Origin of the sequence: Janthinobacterium rivuli, from assembly GCF_009208735.1 — a bacterium.
Taxonomy (GTDB): Bacteria; Pseudomonadota; Gammaproteobacteria; order Burkholderiales; family Burkholderiaceae_D; genus Janthinobacterium.
The window spans coordinates 93,684-112,416 of the sequence record NZ_WFLJ01000019.1 but is presented as its reverse complement, the minus strand read 5'-3'; the positions used below and the strand labels follow the sequence as shown (position 1 = coordinate 112,416).

The following is an 18,733-nucleotide window of genomic DNA, read 5'->3' as shown; positions in this document are numbered from 1 at the left end:
AGCTAGATTACTTAAAAGCCGAGCCGTTTCCACACTGCCGTATCCCTGGCGCCTTCGCGTGCCAGCGGTCTAACCGATGGAGCAACCCTGTGAACCACGACTATTCAGGCAACACGCAACTCTGGAATGAAGACCTGGCGCCCACCACGGCGGCGCAGCGCACCTGGCGCTGGTATCACTTCGCCGCGCTGTGGGTGGGCATGGTGATGTGCATTCCCGCCTACACCCTGTCGGCCAGCCTGATCGACAGCGGCATGTCCGGTTACCAGGCCGTGCTCACGGTATTTCTCGCCAACGCCATCGTGCTCCTGCCCATGCTGCTGATCGGCCATGCGGGCACCAAGTACGGCATCCCGTACGCGGTGCTGGCGCGCGCTTCGTTCGGCACCATGGGGGCGCGCTTGCCGGCGCTGATGCGCGCCATCGTCGCCTGCGGCTGGTACGGCATTCAGACCTGGTTCGGCGGGCAGATGATCTATACCCTGATGGGCGTGCTGGTGGGCCATGAGCTGGGCGGCGAGAAGATCGCGGGCCTGGGCATCAACGGTAGCCAGCTGCTGTGCTTCCTGGCTTTCTGGGCCATCCAGTTCTATTACATCCTGCACGGCATGGAGTCGATCCGCAAGCTGGAAACCTATACGGCACCGCTGAAAATCCTCATCTGCTTCGTGCTGCTGTACTGGGTGCACAGCAAGGCCGGCGGCGTGGCCAGCCTGCTGGACCAGCCGTCGCAATTCATCCCCGGCGGTAAAAAGGCGGGCCAGTTCTGGAGCGTCTTCTGGCCGTCGCTGACCGCCATGGTGGGCTTCTGGGCCACCCTGGCCTTGAACATCCCCGACTTCACGCGCTTTGCCAAGACGCAGCGCGACCAGGTGATCGGCCAGTCGATCGGTTTGCCGGTGCCGATGGGATTGCTGGCCATGCTGGCCGTGATCGTGACGGCAGGCTCCGTCGTCATGTACGGCAAGGCCATCTGGGACCCCGTCGACCTGGCCAGCCGCATGACGGGCGCCGCCGTGCTGATCGCGCTGATCATCCTCTTGATCGACACGGTCAGCGTCAACCTGGCGGCCAACCTGGTGGGTCCGGCGTACGACTTTTCCTCGCTGGCGCCGAAGCAGATTTCATACAAGATGGGCGGCTACATCACGGCCTTCATCGCCATCGTCATGATGCCGTGGAAGGTGCTCGAATCGACGCAGGGCTATATCTTCACGTGGCTGATCGGTTACTCGGCCTTGCTGGGTCCCATCGCCGGCATCCTCATCGTCGACTATTATTTCGTGCGCAAGACGCAGCTCGACGTCAGGCAGCTGTACCGCGACGACGGCGTCTACTCGTATGGCAATGGCTGGAACAAGGCGGCGCTGATCGCCTTCGTCATCGCCGTGCTGCCGAACATCCCGGGCTTTTTGAACGCGGCCTTTCCCACGGCGTTTCCCGGCGTGGCCGAAGGGTTTAAAACCATCTACACCTACGCCTGGTTCGTGGGCGTGGCCATCGCCGCCGTCGTGTACGGCGCCATGATGAAGGGCAAGGCCGTGGCGCACGCGCAGCAGGTGCCGCAGTCCTGATCTTTTCGAGAAGGAGACAAGATGACTATACTGATACGTGGCGGCACCGTCGTCAACGCCGACCGGGCGTTTCGCGCCGATGTGCTGATCGAGGGCGACACCATCGCCGCCGTCGGCGAGAACCTGTTGGCACCCGCTGGTGCCTCGGTGATCGACGCGGGCGGCCTGTACGTGATGCCGGGCGGGATCGACACGCACACGCACATGAATTTGCCTTTCATGGGTACCGTGACGTCGGACGATTTTTTCACGGGCACGGCGGCGGGTCTGGCCGGCGGCACCACCACCATCATGGACTTCGTCATTCCCGCGCCGAAGCAGTCGCTGATCGAGGCCTATCACCAGTGGCGCGAATGGTCGGCCAAGGCCGCCGGCGACTATACCTTCCACGTGGCGATCACCTGGTGGAGCGAACAGGTACATGAAGAGATGGGAGTGCTGGTGCGCGAGCATGGCGTGAACAGCTTCAAGCACTTCATGGCCTACAAGAACGCCATCATGGCCGACGATGAAACCCTGGTGAAAAGCTTTACCCGCTCGCTGGAGCTGGGCGCGCTACCCACCGTGCATGCGGAAAACGGCGAGCTGGTTTTCCAGTTGCAGCAAGCCTTGCTGAAGAAGGGGATTACCGGGCCGCAGGCGCATCCGCTGTCGCGCCCTCCGGCCGTGGAGGCGGAGGCGGCCAACCGCGCCATCGCCATTGCCAACGTCTTGCATACCCCCGTGTACATCGTGCACGTTTCGTGCGCCGAGTCGCTCGACGCCATCACGCGGGCGCGCGCCAACGGCCAGCGCGTGTATGGCGAAGCGCTGGCGGGCCATCTGGTGATAGACGACAGCGTCTACCAGAGCGATGATTTCGACTACGTGGCCGGCCACGTCATGAGTCCGCCGTTTCGCGGCAAGCACCATCAGGCGGCCCTGTGGCACGGCCTGCAAAGCGGTAATCTGCACACGACGGCCACCGACCACTGCACTTTTTGCGCCGAGCAGAAGGCGGCCGGCAAGGATGACTTCACGCGCATCCCGAACGGTTGCGGCGGCGTGGAGGAGCGCATGGCCGTCGTCTGGGACGCGGGCGTCAATTCGGGCATGCTGACGCCGTCCGAATTCGTCAAGGTCTCATCGACCAATGCGGCGCAGATCTTCAATATGTATCCGCGCAAGGGCGTCATCGCGGCAGGCAGCGACGCCGACATCGTGCTGTGGGAGCCGCAAGGCACGCGCACCATTTCCGCCGCCACGCAGTTCGCCAGGGGAGGCTTCAACGTCTTCGAAGGGCGCACCGTGCGCGGCATCCCCAGCACCACGATTGCCGCCGGCAAGGTGGTCTTCCACAAGGGTGAATTGATGGCCGTCGAAGGGGCCGGGCGCTATGTCGAACGGCCCGCCTTTTCCCCCACCACCGCATAAGGAGTTGACGATGGATGAATTGCGTATCAATGGCGAACGATTGTGGGCGGCCCTGATGGAGCTGGCGCAGATCGGCGCGACAGCGAAGGGCGGTGTCAAGCGCCTGGCCCTGACGGACCTCGACAAGGAAGGCCGCGACCTGGTGGTACGCTGGGGCAGGGAGGCGGGCATGAGCATCACCATCGACCAGATCGGCAATGTCTTCATGCGCCGCGACGGCACGGACAACACCCTGCCGCCCGTGATGACGGGCAGCCATATCGATACGCAGCCCACCGGTGGCAAGTTCGATGGCAATTACGGCGTGCTGGCCGGCCTGGAAGTGGTGCGCACACTGAACGATTTACAGATCAAGACGCGGGCTCCCATCGAGGTGGCCTTCTGGACCAACGAGGAAGGCTCGCGCTTCGTGCCCGTGATGATGGGTTCGGGCGTGTTCTGCGGCGCCTTTTCGCTTGAAACCGCCTATGCGGCGAAAGACACGGAAGGAAAAACGGTGGGCGAGGAGCTGGCGCGCATCGGATACAAGGGCGAGCAGGTGCCGGGTGAGCATCCCATCGGCGCCTACTTTGAAACGCATATCGAGCAGGGTCCCGTGCTGGAAGACGCCGACAAGGTGATCGGCGTGGTGCCTGCCGTGATGGGACTGTCGTGGTACGACTGCGTGGTAACGGGCATGGAAGCGCATGCGGGACCGACGCCCATGGGCTTGCGCAAGGATGCGCTGCAGGTGGCCACCACCATCATGCAGGAAGTGGTGGCGATTGCCAACCGCTACCCGCCGTACGGCCGCGGCACGGTGGGCATGGTGCAGGTCTTCCCGAACAGCCGCAACGTGATTCCCGGCGAAGTCAAATTCAGCATCGACCTGCGCAACGTGAACGATGAACTGCTCAATACCATGCATGGCGAGATCACGGCCTTCATCGACGCCACGCGCGACAGGACTGGGCTGGGCATTTCATTGGAAAGAGTCTCCTACTATCCGCCGTGCCCGTTCCACCCCGATTGCGTGGGCGCCGTGCGCAACGCCACCGCCAAACTCGGCTACTCCGTGATGGACGTGGTCTCGGGCGCCGGCCACGACGCCATCTACGCGGCCAGGCTGGCGCCGGCCGGCATGATCTTCGTGCCGTGCAAGGACGGCATCAGCCACAATGAAATCGAGGACGCCAAGCCCGAGCACCTGGAGGCGGGCTGCAACGTGCTGCTGCACGCGATGCTGGAGCGGGCCGTCGCCGTGTAGCAGCGCCGGCCCATGCCTGCATCAGGGCTTGGGCTGGAAGTTGCGCAAAAATGCCAGCAGCGCGCGCGCCGCGATGTCGGCGTCGTCGGCCGTCATGGTTTCCAGCGGATTGTGGCTGATGCCGCCATTGCCGCAGCGGGTAAACAGCATGGCCACGTCGGTGATGGCGGCCATCGCCATGGCGTCGTGGCCGGCGCCCGACAGCAGCGCATACGGTGCGATGCCCACCGATTCCACGGCCTGCGCCAGCTGCGCCATCAGCCATGGCGCGCACGGCGCCGCACGCGCCGACAGCAGCAATTCCAGCTGGTAGTCGATCTGGCGCCGCGCGCAGATGGCGGCGATGCCGTCGAGAATATCGTCGACGGCCGCCTGGCGCACGGCATCAACGGCCGCGCGGATATCGAGCGACAGGGTGCAGGCGCCGGCGATCACGTTGACGGAGCCGTTGGGCACGTGCAGCTGGCCCACCGTGCCCACCAGCGCTTCGCCCTGGCTGCAGCGCTGTTCCACCAGCAGGATGATTTCGGCCGCCGCGCTGGCCGCGTCCTTGCGCATGGTCATGGGCGTGGTGCCCGCGTGGCTGGCCACGCCGCCCAAGGTCACGAGGTAGCGCGAGCTGCCGGCGATCGCCGTGACGATCCCCAGCGGCAGGTCGCGCTCGAGCAGCACGGGGCCCTGTTCGATATGCACTTCCACGTAGCCGAGCAAATCGGCGGGATCGCGCGCGATGGCGCCGATGGCGCTCGCCTCGTGACCTGCGGCGGCCAGCGCGTCGCGCATGCTCACGCCATCCGCATCGAGCTGCTCCAGCAGCGACACGTCGAACCTGCCCGTGACGGCCGTGCTGCCCAAAAACGTGCTTTTAAAACGCACGCCTTCCTCTTCGGCGAAGCCGACGACCTCGAAATGAAACGGCAGCTTTTCACCCCGTTCATGCAGGTGGCGCACGACGGCGATCGGCAGCACGATGCCCAGCCGGCCATCGTACTTGCCGCCGTTGCGCACCGTGTCGTAATGCGATCCCGTCATCAGCGTCTTCGCGCCGGGCGTGTCGGAATGGTAGCGTCCGACCACATTGCCGACGGCGTCGATGTGCACCTGCATGCCCGCCTCGCGCATCCAGTCCGCCAGCTGCGCGGCCGTTTTCAGGTGCGCCGGTGTCAGGTAGGCGCAGGTCAGGTTGTAGTCGCTGTCGCTCCAGCCGGCCAGGGTTTCCGCCTGCTGCATGATGGCCGGACCGAATTCCAGGCGCACGTCGAACAGGTCGTTCAAGCGCAGCTCGGCGATGCGCTTGATCTGCCGCAGCGATTCGGCCAGTTCATCGGCGTGGCGGTTTTTCAGGCGCCGCGCAAACGTGGCGATGATGTCCTGGCGCGTCAAGCCTTCGCCCGTTGGGCCTTTGACGGCCAGGATGAAGGGAAAACCGAACTTGGCGTTGTACTCGCTATTGAGGCGCTGCAGGGTGGCGAATTCATCGGCGCTGCACAGGTTCAGGCCGGACTTGGCCTGCTCGCGCGTTGATTCCGCCGTCAGTTGCCCGGCGATGGCGGCCTTGCCGGCCAGCTCGGGGTGGGCGCGTATCAGGCCCAGCTGCTCTTCGGGCGAGGCTTGCGCCAGCACGCGCTGCAGTTCCGTCTTGAGCGCCGTCAGGCTGGCGAACGGCCGGGCGGGGGCCGCGCGCTGGGCGATCCAGGGCGAATGTTCGTAAATGCCATGCAGGTGCGCGATAAAATCGGCCTGGCTGCCGGTGTTCAGGTCTGAAAGGGTGGTCATGGTTTTCCGATCATGCAAGCGGTGATGATAGCGCCCCGTTCCTGTCTCCATTATATGCGCGTGCTGATAGCGGCTATCGCTGCACCAGCGCCTTGGCGGCCGCGCTGACCTGGTCGCGCAGCCATTTGTGCTCGGGCGCCTGATGCACGCGCTGGTGCCACAACTGGTAAAAGCGCATGGGCGGGAATTTCAGGGGCACGGTATACGTTTTCAGCGGCAGCGTCTTTTCATAGAAGCGCATGAATTGCCGGCCCGTGGTGAGCACCAGGTCCGTCTGCGTCAGCATGTAGGGGATCAGGCCGAAATACGCCGATTCCACCACCACGTTGCGCTGCAGGTTTTGCCGTTCGAGGAAGGAATCGATCACGCCGTGGTAGCCGGGCATCATCTGCGACGGCGCCACGTGGGGCAGGCTCAGATAATCGTCCAGCGTCATGGCGTCGCTGGCCGTGCGGCGCGCATAGGCGTTTTCCGCATGCATGGCGCAGATGATGGGGTCTTCGAACAGCTTCGAGATGTGCAGGTGCGCGGGCGGCTCGTCCCAGTTGGCGATCACCAGGTCCAGGCCACCATCGGACAGTTGGCGGATATGGTCGATGCCCGGCCCCAGGCTGTGCAGCACGACGCGGCTCTTCGGCGAGCCGCGGCGCAGCAGGGCCACCACGTTGGGCAGGAACTGACTGTCCAGGTAGTCGGGCGCGGCGATATGGAAGGTGCGCGCCTCTTCCTGTGCGACGAACGGCGTCTTCTTGACGAACAGGCTTTCCGTCTGGTCGAGGATGCGCTTGGCCGGATTGAGCAGGCTTTCGCCATGCTGGGTGGGCACCATGCCGCGCGCGCCGCGCACGAGCAGCGGGTCGCCCGTCAGTTCGCGCAGCTTGCGCAAGGAGGCGGAAATCGAAGGCTGCGGCTGATTGAGTTTGAGCGCCACGCGCGAGACATTCTTTTCCACCAGCAGCAGGTAGAGGATGCGGATCAGGTGCAGGTCGAGGTGTTGCGGCAGGCTGGACATGTGGCGGCGGCTCTGTTGTATATCGATTTGAATATGTCAAATATACGATATTTTTCATGTGATGGGCGGTAAATCCGTTTATCTTGTGTAGATTGGCACGAATATTGGTTCGGTCTGACTAGAGGAAATTTATGGAAGTATTTGCCTACCTGATCCCGTACGGCCTGGAGTGGCTGAACCTGATCGTCCGCTGGCTGCACGTCATCACGGGCATCGCCTGGATCGGTGCTTCCTTTTATTTCGTCTGGCTCGACAACTCGATCCGACCGCCCGCACCCGGCTCCGAGCTGGCGAAGAAGGGCGTGTCGGGAGAATTGTGGGCCGTGCATGGCGGTGGTTTCTACAACCCGCAAAAATACCTGGTGGCGCCCGCCGAACTGCCGAAGGAACTGCACTGGTTCAAGTGGGAAGCGTATTCGACCTGGCTGTCCGGCTTTGCGCTGCTGACCATTGCCTACTATTTCAATGCCCAGGCCATGATGATCGACAAATCCGTGGCCGACATTTCCAGCGGCCAGGCAGTCGGCATCGGCATCGCCACCCTCGCAATCGGCTGGACGGTGTACGACTTGCTGTGCCGCTCGAAGCTGGCGCAATATGAACTGTGGTTCGGCGTGACGGTGTTCGCGCTGATCGTCGGCGCCGCGTATGTGCTCACGCATTTGCTCAGCGGGCGCGCAGCCTACATCCACGTGGGCGCCATGATCGGCACCATCATGGTGGCCAATGTGCTGATGCTGATCATTCCCGGCCAGCGCAAGATGGTCGAAGCCATGGCCGCCGGCAAGCTGCCCGATCCGAAGCACGGCCAGAAGGCCAAGCAGCGCAGCGTGCATAACAATTACTTTACCTTGCCCGTGCTGTTCATCATGATCAGCAACCACTATGCGATGACCTATCGGAACGATCATGCATGGCTGGTGCTGGCGCTGATCATGGCGGCCGGCGTCTTCATTCGCCACTTCTTCAACCTGCGCCACAAGGGTCGTGTCGAGTGGCGCTACCCGGCTCTCGGCGTGGCCTTGCTGGTGGCGGTGGCCGTGGCCATCGCGCCGAAAGCGCCCGTGGCCATCGCGGCCGCGCCGGCGGCGGACCCGGCCGCGCAGTTCAAGCACGTGCATGCCATCATCGCTCAGCGCTGCGCCACCTGCCATTCGGCCCGGCCCACGCAAGCGGGTTTTGCCACGGCGCCGGCCGGCATGATGCTGGATAATGAAACGGAAATCCGCCAGCACGCGGCGCAAATCTACAAGCAGGCCATCGAACTGAAAGCCATGCCGATCGGGAACCTGACCAATATGACGGAGGCCGAGCGCAGCGAATTGGGCGCCTGGCTGCAACTGACCATGCAAGGAGCAAAATGACAACGCACGCGGAACGAATCACGACCTGGATCGACGAACACTTCGACGAAGAAGTCGCCTTTTTACAGCAGGTGGTGCGGCAGCCGACGGATACCCCGCCCGGCAATAATGCGCCGCATGCGGAGCTGGTGGCGCAGTTGCTGCGGGCGTATGGCTGGAACGCCGAGAAGCACGCGGTGCCAGCGGACCAGGTCGAGGCGTATGGCATGCAAAGCATCACCAACCTGATCGTGCGCCGTCCGTATGGCGCGGGCGGGCCGACGGTGGCCCTGAATGCGCATGGCGACGTGGTGCCGCCCGGCGACAACTGGACGTATCCGCCATATGGCGGTCAGATCGACAACGGCTATATGTATGGCCGCGCGACGGCCGTCTCGAAGGGCGATTTCGCCACCTATGTATTCGCCGCGCGCGCGCTCGAGGCGCTGGGCATTCCCTTGAAGGGCCAGCTGGAACTGCATTTCACCTACGACGAGGAATTCGGCGGCTTGCTGGGGCCGGGCTGGCTGCTGGAACAGCAGCTGACGAAGCCCGATTTCGTCATCGCCGCCGGTTTCAGCTACGGCATCGTGACGGCGCACAACGCCTGTCTGCAGCTGGAAATCACCGTGCATGGCAAGTCTGGCCACGGTTCCATGCCGGAGACGGGATACGACGCGCTGCAGGCGGCCAACAAGATCCTCAACGCCATCTACGGCCAGCTGCCGGAGCTGAAGAAGATCAAGTCCAAGGTGGCGGGGATCGACTCGCCCACCATGCTGGTGGGCCGCATCGACGGCGGCACGAACACCAATGTGGTGCCGGGCAAGGTCGTCATGAAGATGGACCGCCGCATGATCCCGGAAGAAGACCCGGTGGCGGTGGAAGCGCAGGTGCGCGCGCTGATCGAGGACGCCGTGCGCGGCGAGCCTGGCATCCGCATCGAGATCCGCCGCCTGCTGCTGTCGCACGCGCTGCGGCCCTTGCCCGGCTCCGAGCAACTGGTCGGCAGCCTGCAGAAAAATGCGCAAGCCATCCTCGGCGAGACGATACCCGCCGTCGGCACGCCCCTGTATGCGGATGCGCGCCTGTATGGCGAACGGGGCATTCCTGCCGTGCTGTATGGCGCCGGCCCGCGCACGGTGCCCGAATCGAACGCGAAGAAGGCCGACGAGCGCCTGGCGCTCGACGACTTGCGCAAGGCCAGCAAGATCGTCGCCCTGACTCTGCTCGACTTCCTGGCCGCTTGACGAGGCGGCGACCATGCCGCTTGCATCCGGTAAGATGCATGCCTGGAAAATCGAGGAGGCAGCATGGATTTGACTGGCAAGAGGACGATAAGAGAACTGGCGGCCGACCTGGCCGCCGGCCGCATCACCAGCGTGGCACTGACGGAACGGATGCTGGCGCGCGCCGAGGCGCACCGGGCGCAGGGCGGCCATGCGTATGTCAGCCTCGATGGCGCACAGGCGCTGGCCGAGGCCCGCGCCAGCGATGCGGCGCGTGCCGCCGGCTGGGTGCCTTCGCCGCTGGCCGGCGTGCCCATCTCGATCAAGGACCTGTTCGACGTCAGGGGACAGGTCAGCAGCGCCGCCTCGCTGGCGCTGGCCGGCGCGCCGCCCGCCGTTGTGGATGCCGGTGCCGTGGCGCGCCTGCGCGCGGCCGGCGCCATCCTGCTGGGGCGCACCAACATGAGCGAATTCGCGTTTTCCGGCCTGGGCCTGAATCCCCATTACGGCACGCCACGCAATCCGCACGACGGCGCGCGCGTGGCGGGCGGCTCCACCTCGGGCGGCGCCGTGACGGTGGCGCTGGACATGGCGGCCGGCGCGCTGGGCACGGACACGGGCGGCTCGATCCGCATCCCGTCCGCCTTTTGCGGCCTGACGGGTTTCAAGCCGACGGCCGCTTCCGTGCCGCTGACCGGCACGGTGCCCTTGTCGCGCTCCCTCGATTCGGCCGGCCCCATCGCGCGCAGCGTCGATTGCTGCGCCATCCTGTACGCGGCCTTGTCGGGCAAGGCGGTCGCCGACGGCGTATCGGCATTAAAGGGCTTGCGCTTCGGCTTTACCCTTGACTACGTCGGCACGCACGTGGAGCCGCCGGTGCGGCAGGCTTTCGACGCCGCGCTGGACAAGCTGCGGCAAGCCGGCGCCCAAGTCGCGCAGTTCGATTTTCCCGAACTGCTGGAACTGCCGGGCATCAATGGCGGCGGCGGCCTGGTGGCGGCGGAAGCCTGGCACTGGCACAGGGCGCTGCTTGAAGAGAAGGGCGCGCAGTACGACCAGCGCGTGGCGGCGCGCATCCGCCGCGGCCAGCAGCAGGGCGCGGCCGACTACATCGACTTGCTCGATGCGCGCGCGCGCCTGATCGCCATCGCCAGGCAGCGTCTGGCGCCGTTCGACGCCTGGCTGATGCCCAGCGTGGCCATACTGGCGCCGCAAGTCGCACCGCTGGAAGCGGACGACGCCACCTTCTTTGCCACGAATGGCCTGGTGCTGCGCAACGCCAGCGTGATCAACTTCCTCAATGGCTGCGCGCTGTCGCTGCCGTGCCATGCCGACGGCGAACTGCCCGTGGGCCTGGGTATTTGCGCCCTGGCGGGCGCCGACGATCAAGTGCTGCAGATCGGACGCGCCGTGGAGGCGCTGTTGCGGGGGCGTGAAAAAGAATAGTGCCGTAGTGCAGGAAAATGCCAATTCTGTCATGATGGCTGGCATTGACATGGGATAGTCGCGCTGCGGGCGCCGGCAAACTTCACACTGTGCACCGATACGACCTGATTAGCTGTCATGACTGCGGCGTGCTGTACCGCAAACGTCCGCTGCGTCCCCGCGAAAAGGCGCGCTGCATCCGTTGCCGTTCGGTGCTGTACCGGGGCGCGCATGCGCGCGGCGCATTGGCCGAATTGACCAAGGTGGTGGCGCTGACCCTGGGCGCCGCCTTCGTCTTCCTGATCGCCCAGTTTTTCCCCATCGTCGAACTCGACGTCAATGGCCTAACGTCCAGCGCCACCTTGCTCGGCTCCATCCGCGTGCTGTGGTCCGAGCAGATGCACATCGTGGCGACGATGGTCTTCCTGTTTACCATCCTCTTTCCCGCCATCGAACTCGGTTCGCTGCTGTATGTGGCGCTGGGCTTGCGCGGCGGCGTCAAGGTGCCGGGCTTCAACCGCGTGCTGCGCGCCGTGCAGACGGCGCGCGAATGGGGCATGACGGAGGTGCTGATGATCGGCATCCTGATCACCGTCGTCAAGATGACCAGCCTGGCCACGGTGCTGCCGCAACCGGGCTTGTTCGCGTTTGGCGCGCTGACCCTGATGCTGGCCATCGTCGTCTCGTTCGACCCCAAGGCCCTGTGGAACCTGGGCGACGACCTGACCCGCCAGGCGCTGCCCGGCATCCGCTACAAGGCTTTCGCATCGGGCGAGAAGGTGCTGCCCTGTCATGCCTGCGGCCTCGTGGCGCCGCCGCTGGGCAAGGGCCGGCACCTGGCGTGCGTGCGCTGCGGCACGGCCCTGCACGTGCGCAAACCGGACAGCATCAACCGTACCTGGGCCTTGCTGATCGCCGCCATGATCCTCTACATTCCCGCCAACCTGCTGCCCGTGATGGTGACGCAATCGCTGTTCGGCGCGCAGGACGACACCATCATGAGCGGAGTGGTGCTGTTCTGGACCAGCGGCTCGAAGGGCCTGGCCATCATCATTTTCATCGCCAGCGTGGTCGTGCCCATGCTCAAGCTGGGCGTGCTGGCGCTGCTGGCGTTCACCGCGCAGCGGCGTTCGCGCTGGCGGCCGCGCCAGCGCACCATCTTGTACCGCATGGTCGAATTCATCGGCCGCTGGTCCATGCTCGACATCTTTGTCGTCACCCTGACGGTGGCGCTGGTGCGCTTCAAGTCGCTGGCCGTGATCACGGCTGGTCCCGGCGCGCTGGCCTTTGGCGCCGTGGTGGTGCTGACCATGCTGGCGGCGATGCAGTTCGACCCGCGCCTGATCTGGGACCCCGTCGATGGGCAGGTGCCTGGCGAGGAAGAACCCGTGGTGGTGGCAAATACCGGAAACAATACAGTGATTGGAGAACAGCATGTCTGACAAAGAAGCGGGCGGCCTTGCCGAAACGGGTGGCCAGGGCGTCCCCCCGTTGCCGGAACCCGATGTGGAACAGGGCAGCCGCTGGCTGCCGTCGCTGGTGTGGCTCATTCCGCTGCTGGCCGCGCTGATCGGCGCCGGCCTGGCGGCCAAGTCCATCCTCGACCAGGGACCCACGGTGACGGTCAGCTTCAAGAGCGCCGAAGGCCTGGAGCCTGGCAAGACCAAGGTCAAATACAAGGATGTCGATATCGGCCAGGTGCGCGCCATCACCCTGGGCGACGACTTGAGCAAGGTGCTGGTGACGATCGACATGAGCAAGGAAGCGCGCCGCTTCGCCACCGCCGATTCGCGTTTCTGGGTGGTGCGCCCGCAGATCGGCGCCAGCGGCGTGACGGGGCTGGGCACCTTGCTGTCGGGCGCCTATATCGGCGTCGACACGGGCAAGTCGGAAGCCAAGAAGGACAATTTCATCGGCATGGAGAGTCCGCCCGCCGTGGCCGGCGACCAGAAGGGCAAGCTGTACACCTTGCATGCGGACAGCCTCGGCTCCGTCGACGTGGGCTCGCCCCTGTTCTTCCACCGTCTGCGCGTGGGCAAAGTGGTCAGCTTCGCGCTGGACAAGGATGGCAACGGCATCACCATGTCGGTCTTCGTGAATGCGCCGTACGACCAGTTCGTCGGCAAGAATGCGCGCTGGTGGCATGCCAGCGGCGTCGACGTGCGCCTCGATTCGAACGGCTTCAAATTGAATACGCAATCGCTGGCGGCCATGCTGGTGGGCGGTATCGCCTTCGAGGCGGAAAATGGCCGCAAGCCCGAAGAACCGGCGCCGGCCAATACCAATTTCCGCCTGGCGGCCGACGAGGCCAGCGCCATGCGCGAGCCCGATGGCGAAGCCATTACGACCGTGTTCTATTTCGACCAGTCCCTGCGCGGCTTGCAGCCTGGCGCCACGGTGGACTTCCGCGGCATCGTGCTGGGCGAAGTGCGTTCGGTGGGCATCGAGTTCGATCCCGTGAAGAAGAACTTCCGCATGCCCGTCACCGTCAACCTGTACCCGGCCCGCCTGGGCATGCGCTTCAAGGCCGCCGTCGACGATGAGGAAGGTTCGGCCGGCCATCAGCTGCTCGAACGCATGGTCAGCCGCGGACTGCGCGCCCAGCTACGCACGGGCAACCTGCTCACCAGCCAGCTGTACATCGCGCTGGACTTCTTCCCGAAAGCGCCGAAGGTGGCGCTGGACCTGAACAAATATCCGCTGGAAGTGCCGACCGTGCCGAATACCCTTGATGAATTGCAGACGCAGATCGCCAGCATCGCCCGCAAGCTCGATCAGGTGCCGTACGCGGAGATCGGCAACAACCTGAACGCCACCATCAAGCAGGCCAATACCCTGTTCAAGCAGCTCGATGGCCAGGTGGTGCCGGAAATGCGCGATACCCTGACGGCGGCGAAACAGACCTTCGGCACGGCCGAACAGGTGCTGCAAAAGGATTCGCCGCTGCAGTCGGACGTGCGCCAGGCCTTGCAGCAACTGACGCAAACCCTGCAATCGCTCAATGCCCTGTCGGATTACCTGGAACGCCACCCAGAGTCCCTGATCCGCGGTAAAAAAGGAGATGAGAAAAAATGAAGCAGCCAATTTTCGCGCTTTTGATGATGGCCAGCCTGCTGGGCGCCTGCTCCACGCCCCAACCCGAGCATTTCTATACGCTCAGCGGCGGCGCCGACGCGCAGCCGGCCAAGCCCGTGAAATACTATGTCGAGGTGCTGGCCGTCAGCGTGCCGCAGCAGGTGAGCCGCAACCAGTTTGTCGTGACGGCGCCATCGGGCCGCATCGAATTGCTGGAGCAGCAGCGCTGGGCGGGGCCGCTGGCCGGCGAGATCGGCCAGGCCCTGTCGACGGCCGTGACGAACGACCTGGGCGCCATCGACGTGTTCCGCACGCCGCATCCGGACAACCTGCCCGTGTACCGCATCAGCACCAATGTGCAGCGTTTCGAGTCCGTGATGGGCCAGTATGCGCTGATCGACGCCGTGTGGAGCGTGCGCCAGATGGCCAGCAACAAGGTGGTCACCTGCCGCACGATCGCCAATGAAAAGGTGGGCGCCGGCTACGATGAGCTGGTGCTGGGGCACCGCCGCGCGGTGAACCGCATCGCCGCCGATACGGCGAGCGTGGTGCGCGCTTTTGACAACGGCAACGCCGCCTGCCCGGCCGCCTGAGCCCCTTTCCGCTACCCAGTCCCGGCGGCCGCTGGTAAAATGCGGCCATGGGAATGACCTTGTTCACGCGCCGCTTTGCCGCCTGGATCGCCTGTTTCGCGATCCTGCTGGCGGCGCTCGCGCCATCGATTTCCCAGGCCGTCGCCAACGCCAAGCAGGAGTCGGGTTCCGGCTGGGCGGAAATCTGCTCGGTGGCCGGCATACGCTTCGTCCAGCTTGATGATGGCGCCGCCGATGGCAAGTCTGGCGGCAAGGCCATGCAGATGGAGCATTGCGCCTTCTGTTCCACGCATGCGGGTTCCGTCGGGCTGCCGCCCGCCAGCCCCGTGCTGCCGCTGCTTGTGGCCAGCGGCACGGCCATTTTCCCGGCCCTCTACTACCAGTCTCCCGCACCGCTGTTCATCTGGTCCACCGCGCAGTCGCGCGCGCCGCCAAGCCTCGTCTAGGTTTTTGCTTTTTCAATGTTGGCGCTGTCCACCTCGCGGTGTGACGCGCCGCATCCGCACACTTATACGAGAATCACATGAACAAGAAATCATTGGTGCTGGCCGTCGCCATCGCCCTGGCTTATCCGTGCGCGCAGGCGCAGCAACTTGACCAAACCGACCACCCCATCGACACCGTCGTCGTCTCCGGCTCGCGCGCGCAAGCGTGGCTGTCCGAGACGCCGCAGGCCATCGGCGTCGTCAATGCGAAGACGCTGGAGCGCGACAAGCCCAAGACCATGGGCGATATCCTCAACCGCATCGCCGGCGTGTACTGGAATGACCTGGGCAACGAGCAGCACAGCATGAGCATCCGCCAGCCCATCGGCACGAATGCCGTCTACCAATACCTGGAAGACGGCATCCCCATCCGTCCGCTGGGCGTCTTCAACCATAACTCGCTCAACGAGATGAACATGGCGGGCGCCAGCGGCGTGGAAGTGGTGAAGGGTGCCGCCTCCTCGCTGTACGGCAGCAATGCGGTGGGCGGCGCCGTCAATTTCCTCACGGCCGGCGCCAGCGCCACGCCGACGGCCAAGGTGGGCGTGCGACGCGACAGCGTGGCCGGCTTCACCCGCTACGACACGTCCGCCAGCGATACCTGGGGCCCGCTGGGACTGCGCTTTTCCCATTACAGTTCGCGCCGTTCGCGCGACAACTGGCAAGAGTACAGCTATGGCGACAAGGATTCGTTTTCGCTGCGCGCCGACTATGTGCTCAGTCCCACCTCGCAGCTGCGCGCCACCATCGTCCACACGGATCTCGATGCGGCCATGACGGGCAGCCTGTTCGAGAACGATTACCGCAATGACCCCGGCAAGAGCCTGAACACGTTCACCTACCGCAAGGACAAGACCACGCGCATGAACCTGGCGTGGGAGGGCGCGACGATGGCCCATGGCACGAGCACCGTTACCGTGTTTACGCGCAAGAACGACCATGGGCAGATTCCCGCGTACTCGATCGGTAGTTGCGCTGGCATGCTGTGCAAGGGCATCATCAACAACAACCACGTCGATTCGCTGGGCCTGGATGTGAAGCACCAGCAGGAATTCGCCTGGCTGCGCTCGCGCCTGATCGCCGGCGTGTATGTGGACAAGAGCGACAATCCCTTTGTCAGCGATAACCTGTCCATCGTGCGCGATGCCGCCACGGGCCGCTACCTGCGCTACACGCTGGCCAATGCCAGCAATCCGCAGGGCGTGCGCGACTACCAGACGGATATCCTCAACACGGCCGTCTTCGCGCAATGGGAATTTTCTCCGCTGGCGGGCGCGCGCGTGGTGCTGGGCGGGCGCTCCGACGCCATCCGCTACGATTACCATAACAGGCTGGCGCCCGGCGGCAGCGTCAATTATGGCGCGCCCGACGAGTCGCGCAGCTTTTCGCATGTCAGCCCGAAGCTGGGCGCCACCTATGCCATCGGCCATGCGGGCAGCGCGTATGCGAACGTCAGCCAGGGTTTTACGCCACCCGAGGTGAGCCAGCTGTATGGCAAGACGGGCATCGCCGATCTGCAACCGTCCGTCTACAACAACTATGAGCTGGGCTTGCGCTGGGCCTTCCTGCAGGGCCGCTTGAAACTCGACACGGCCCTGTACCGGCTCGACGGGCGCGACACCATCGTCAGCTACACGCTCTCGCCGGGCAACAGCGAAAACCGCAATGCGGGCCGCACGCGCAGCGAAGGACTGGAGCTGGGCCTGAACTACGACAGCGGCCCGTTCGACGCGCGCTTCGCCACGGCCATCGCGCGCCACCGCTACCTGCGCTACCAGGTCTCCAGTACCCTCGATTACAGCGGACGCGCCATGCCGCAGGCGCCGCGCGACATCACCTCGATCGAGATCGGCTACAAGCCCGTGGCCGGCGCGCGTATCGCGCTTGAAGCCGTGCACCAGGGTCGCTACTGGATGAACAATGCCAACACGGTGGAATACCAGGGCCACGCCTTGCTGAACCTGCGCGCCAGCTACCAGATCGCGCGCGGCCTGGAAGCGTGGGCGCAGGTGCGCAATGTAGCCGACAAGCGCTATGCCGATTCGGCCAGCAGCAGTTACTCGGGCACGGGCAGCTATGCGCCGAACAGCCAGAACCAGTACACACCCGGTGCGCCTCGCAGCGTGATGCTGGGCCTGGGCTATACCTTCAACGCACTGTGAGGCTGGCCATGGACGATTTCACCTTTCTCATCGCGCGTCGCAAAAGTCTGTACTGGCGCATCCACTTCTGGGCCGCGCTGATCGCCTCGCCGTTTGCCCTGGTGGCCACCCTGACGGGTATTTTGTACGTGTTCACGCCGCAGATCGAGGCAAGGCTGTACCAGCACCTCGATCACGTGGCGCCGCAGGGCTCGATGCTGCCGCTGGATGCCGCCGTGGCGGGGGCGGAACGGGCCGCGCCGCGCGGCTGGGCAGTGCAGCACGTGGTGCCGCCGTTCCAGCAGGACGACGCGGTGCAGGTGGCGTTCGCGCCGTCCGGCAGTGCGCAGGATGAGCATGCGGGCCATGGCGGACATGTCGCGCCGGCCACGCCCGCCAGACCGAAGTTCGGCCTGCCCGCGCAAGCCATCATCGTGTATGTGAATCCGTATGATGCGCGCGTACTCGGTACGCTGGCGAGCGGCGAGCGCTTCGGCAACTGGGCGAAAAAGCTGCATTCGCGCCTGCTGCAAAACGATGGCTGGCGCTGGATGATCGAGCTGGCCGCCAGCTGGCTGATGGTGATGCTGGTGACGGGCGTGGTGCTGTGGTGGCCGCGGGGCGCGCAATCGGGCTTGCCGAAGCGGGGCGCGCGCGGTCGCAATGGCTGGCGCCAGTGGCATGCGTTTCTCGGCGTGGCGCTCGGCGTCGTCAGTGTCGTGATCCTGACGACAGGGCTGACGTGGAGCCAGCAGGCGGGTGGTCGCATCCGCGCGCTGCGCGACGTCAGCGGCCAGGCGCCGCCGCCCGTGCCGCGCGGTCTGCATTCGCGCGAGGAAGGTGCTCCGCTCGACTGGCAGGGCGCCTGGCAGGTGGCGCGCAGCCATGCGCCCGCCATCGCCGTGCAGCTGACGGCGCCGGCCGGCCAGGACGATGTGTGGCGCGCCACCATGGCCGACCGCAGCCAGCCCACCTTGCGCTTCGACCTGCAGTTCGACGCCTACAGCGGCAAGCCTTTGTACTATGCGGGGTGGGAGGCGCAGACGGCGTTCGGCAAGGCCACGGCCATCGGCATTCCATTCCACCGCGGCGAATTCGGCTGGTGGAACCAGGCCTTGCTGCTGCTGTTCGGCGCCAGCGTGCTGTTCTCGCTGGTGTCGGGCTGGGTGATGTTTTTCAAGCGGCGCTTGCCAGGCTCGCTGGGCTTGCCCAAGCTGCTGCCCGGCGCCTGGACCTCGCCTTCCGCGCTGGCCTGGCTGGTGGCGGCCGCCATGTGCGCGCTGATGCCGCTGCTGCTCATTTCCGCGTGCATGCTGATGCTGCTGGAGCTGGGCCTCGCAAAATGCGGGCCGCGTATTGGCCGGATGTGGCTGCGCTAGAATGAGGGGCGCGGCCAGGCTCGTTGCCAAGGGCCGCTCCTT

Annotated in this window: 14 protein-coding genes; 12 read left to right on the top strand and 2 right to left on the bottom strand. The window is 65.0% G+C overall.

What is annotated here, in order from left to right:
* Positions 1–89 precede the first annotated feature (89 nt).
* The 3 genes from GCN78_RS23255 to GCN78_RS23245 are packed head-to-tail and all read left to right on the top strand — an operon-like array spanning position 90 to position 4,233.
* Positions 90–1,574, top strand: coding sequence for an NCS1 family nucleobase:cation symporter-1 (locus GCN78_RS23255; protein ID WP_152253810.1), 1,485 nt, complete (start codon positions 90–92; stop codon positions 1,572–1,574).
* 21 nt (positions 1,575–1,595) lie between these two features.
* Positions 1,596–2,987 (top strand): dihydropyrimidinase, encoded by a 1,392-nt coding sequence (gene hydA / locus GCN78_RS23250; RefSeq protein WP_152253809.1) that lies wholly within the window; start codon positions 1,596–1,598, stop codon positions 2,985–2,987.
* Positions 2,988–2,997: 10 nt separating this feature from the next.
* Positions 2,998–4,233: a Zn-dependent hydrolase gene (locus tag GCN78_RS23245; protein ID WP_152253808.1), complete on the top strand. Its 1,236-nt coding sequence runs from the start codon at positions 2,998–3,000 to the stop codon at positions 4,231–4,233.
* A gap of 21 nt (positions 4,234–4,254) precedes the next feature.
* Here the strand turns inward: GCN78_RS23245 and GCN78_RS23240 are convergent, their stop codons facing one another.
* Positions 4,255–6,009: an allantoate amidohydrolase gene (locus tag GCN78_RS23240; protein WP_152253807.1), complete on the bottom strand. Its 1,755-nt coding sequence runs from the start codon at positions 6,007–6,009 to the stop codon at positions 4,255–4,257.
* A gap of 73 nt (positions 6,010–6,082) precedes the next feature.
* Positions 6,083–7,021, bottom strand: a complete 939-nt coding sequence (locus tag GCN78_RS23235; protein WP_034754583.1) for a LysR family transcriptional regulator — start codon at positions 7,019–7,021, stop codon at positions 6,083–6,085.
* Positions 7,022–7,152: 131 nt separating this feature from the next.
* Here GCN78_RS23235 and GCN78_RS23230 point away from each other — a divergent pair, with 131 nt between their 5' ends.
* The 9 genes from GCN78_RS23230 to GCN78_RS23190 all read left to right on the top strand — a co-directional run bounded on the left by GCN78_RS23230 (position 7,153) and on the right by GCN78_RS23190 (position 18,691).
* The gene (locus GCN78_RS23230; RefSeq protein ID WP_152253806.1) at positions 7,153–8,385 is read left to right on the top strand and encodes a urate hydroxylase PuuD; all 1,233 of its coding nucleotides are present in this window, start codon (positions 7,153–7,155) and stop codon (positions 8,383–8,385) included.
* Positions 8,382–9,614, top strand: coding sequence for a M20/M25/M40 family metallo-hydrolase (locus GCN78_RS23225; RefSeq protein ID WP_152253805.1), 1,233 nt, complete (start codon positions 8,382–8,384; stop codon positions 9,612–9,614). Before GCN78_RS23230 ends, GCN78_RS23225 begins: the two co-directional genes overlap by 4 nt.
* Before the next feature lie 63 nt (positions 9,615–9,677).
* Positions 9,678–11,039 (top strand): amidase, encoded by a 1,362-nt coding sequence (locus GCN78_RS23220; protein WP_152253804.1) that lies wholly within the window; start codon positions 9,678–9,680, stop codon positions 11,037–11,039.
* A 128-nt stretch (positions 11,040–11,167) separates the two neighbouring features.
* Positions 11,168–12,460 carry a paraquat-inducible protein A gene (locus GCN78_RS23215; RefSeq protein WP_413465231.1) on the top strand — a complete coding sequence of 431 codons (1,293 nt, stop codon included), beginning with the start codon at positions 11,168–11,170 and terminating at the stop codon, positions 12,458–12,460.
* Positions 12,453–14,093 carry a PqiB family protein gene (locus tag GCN78_RS23210; protein ID WP_152253802.1) on the top strand — a complete coding sequence of 547 codons (1,641 nt, stop codon included), beginning with the start codon at positions 12,453–12,455 and terminating at the stop codon, positions 14,091–14,093. The genes GCN78_RS23215 and GCN78_RS23210 overlap by 8 nt, the downstream gene beginning before the upstream one ends.
* On the top strand, positions 14,090–14,686 hold the full coding sequence (locus GCN78_RS23205) for a PqiC family protein (protein WP_152253801.1): 597 nt from the start codon (positions 14,090–14,092) through the stop codon (positions 14,684–14,686). Before GCN78_RS23210 ends, GCN78_RS23205 begins: the two co-directional genes overlap by 4 nt.
* A 47-nt stretch (positions 14,687–14,733) precedes the next feature.
* The gene (locus tag GCN78_RS23200) at positions 14,734–15,132 is read left to right on the top strand and encodes a DUF2946 domain-containing protein (protein ID WP_226939786.1); all 399 of its coding nucleotides are present in this window, start codon (positions 14,734–14,736) and stop codon (positions 15,130–15,132) included.
* Positions 15,133–15,209: 77 nt separating this feature from the next.
* Entirely contained in the window at positions 15,210–17,333 is a 2,124-nt protein-coding gene (locus tag GCN78_RS23195) for a TonB-dependent receptor family protein (RefSeq protein WP_226939785.1), read from the top strand.
* 8 nt (positions 17,334–17,341) lie between these two features.
* The gene (locus GCN78_RS23190; protein ID WP_152253800.1) at positions 17,342–18,691 is read left to right on the top strand and encodes a PepSY-associated TM helix domain-containing protein; all 1,350 of its coding nucleotides are present in this window, start codon (positions 17,342–17,344) and stop codon (positions 18,689–18,691) included.
* Positions 18,692–18,733: the final 42 nt, after the last annotated feature.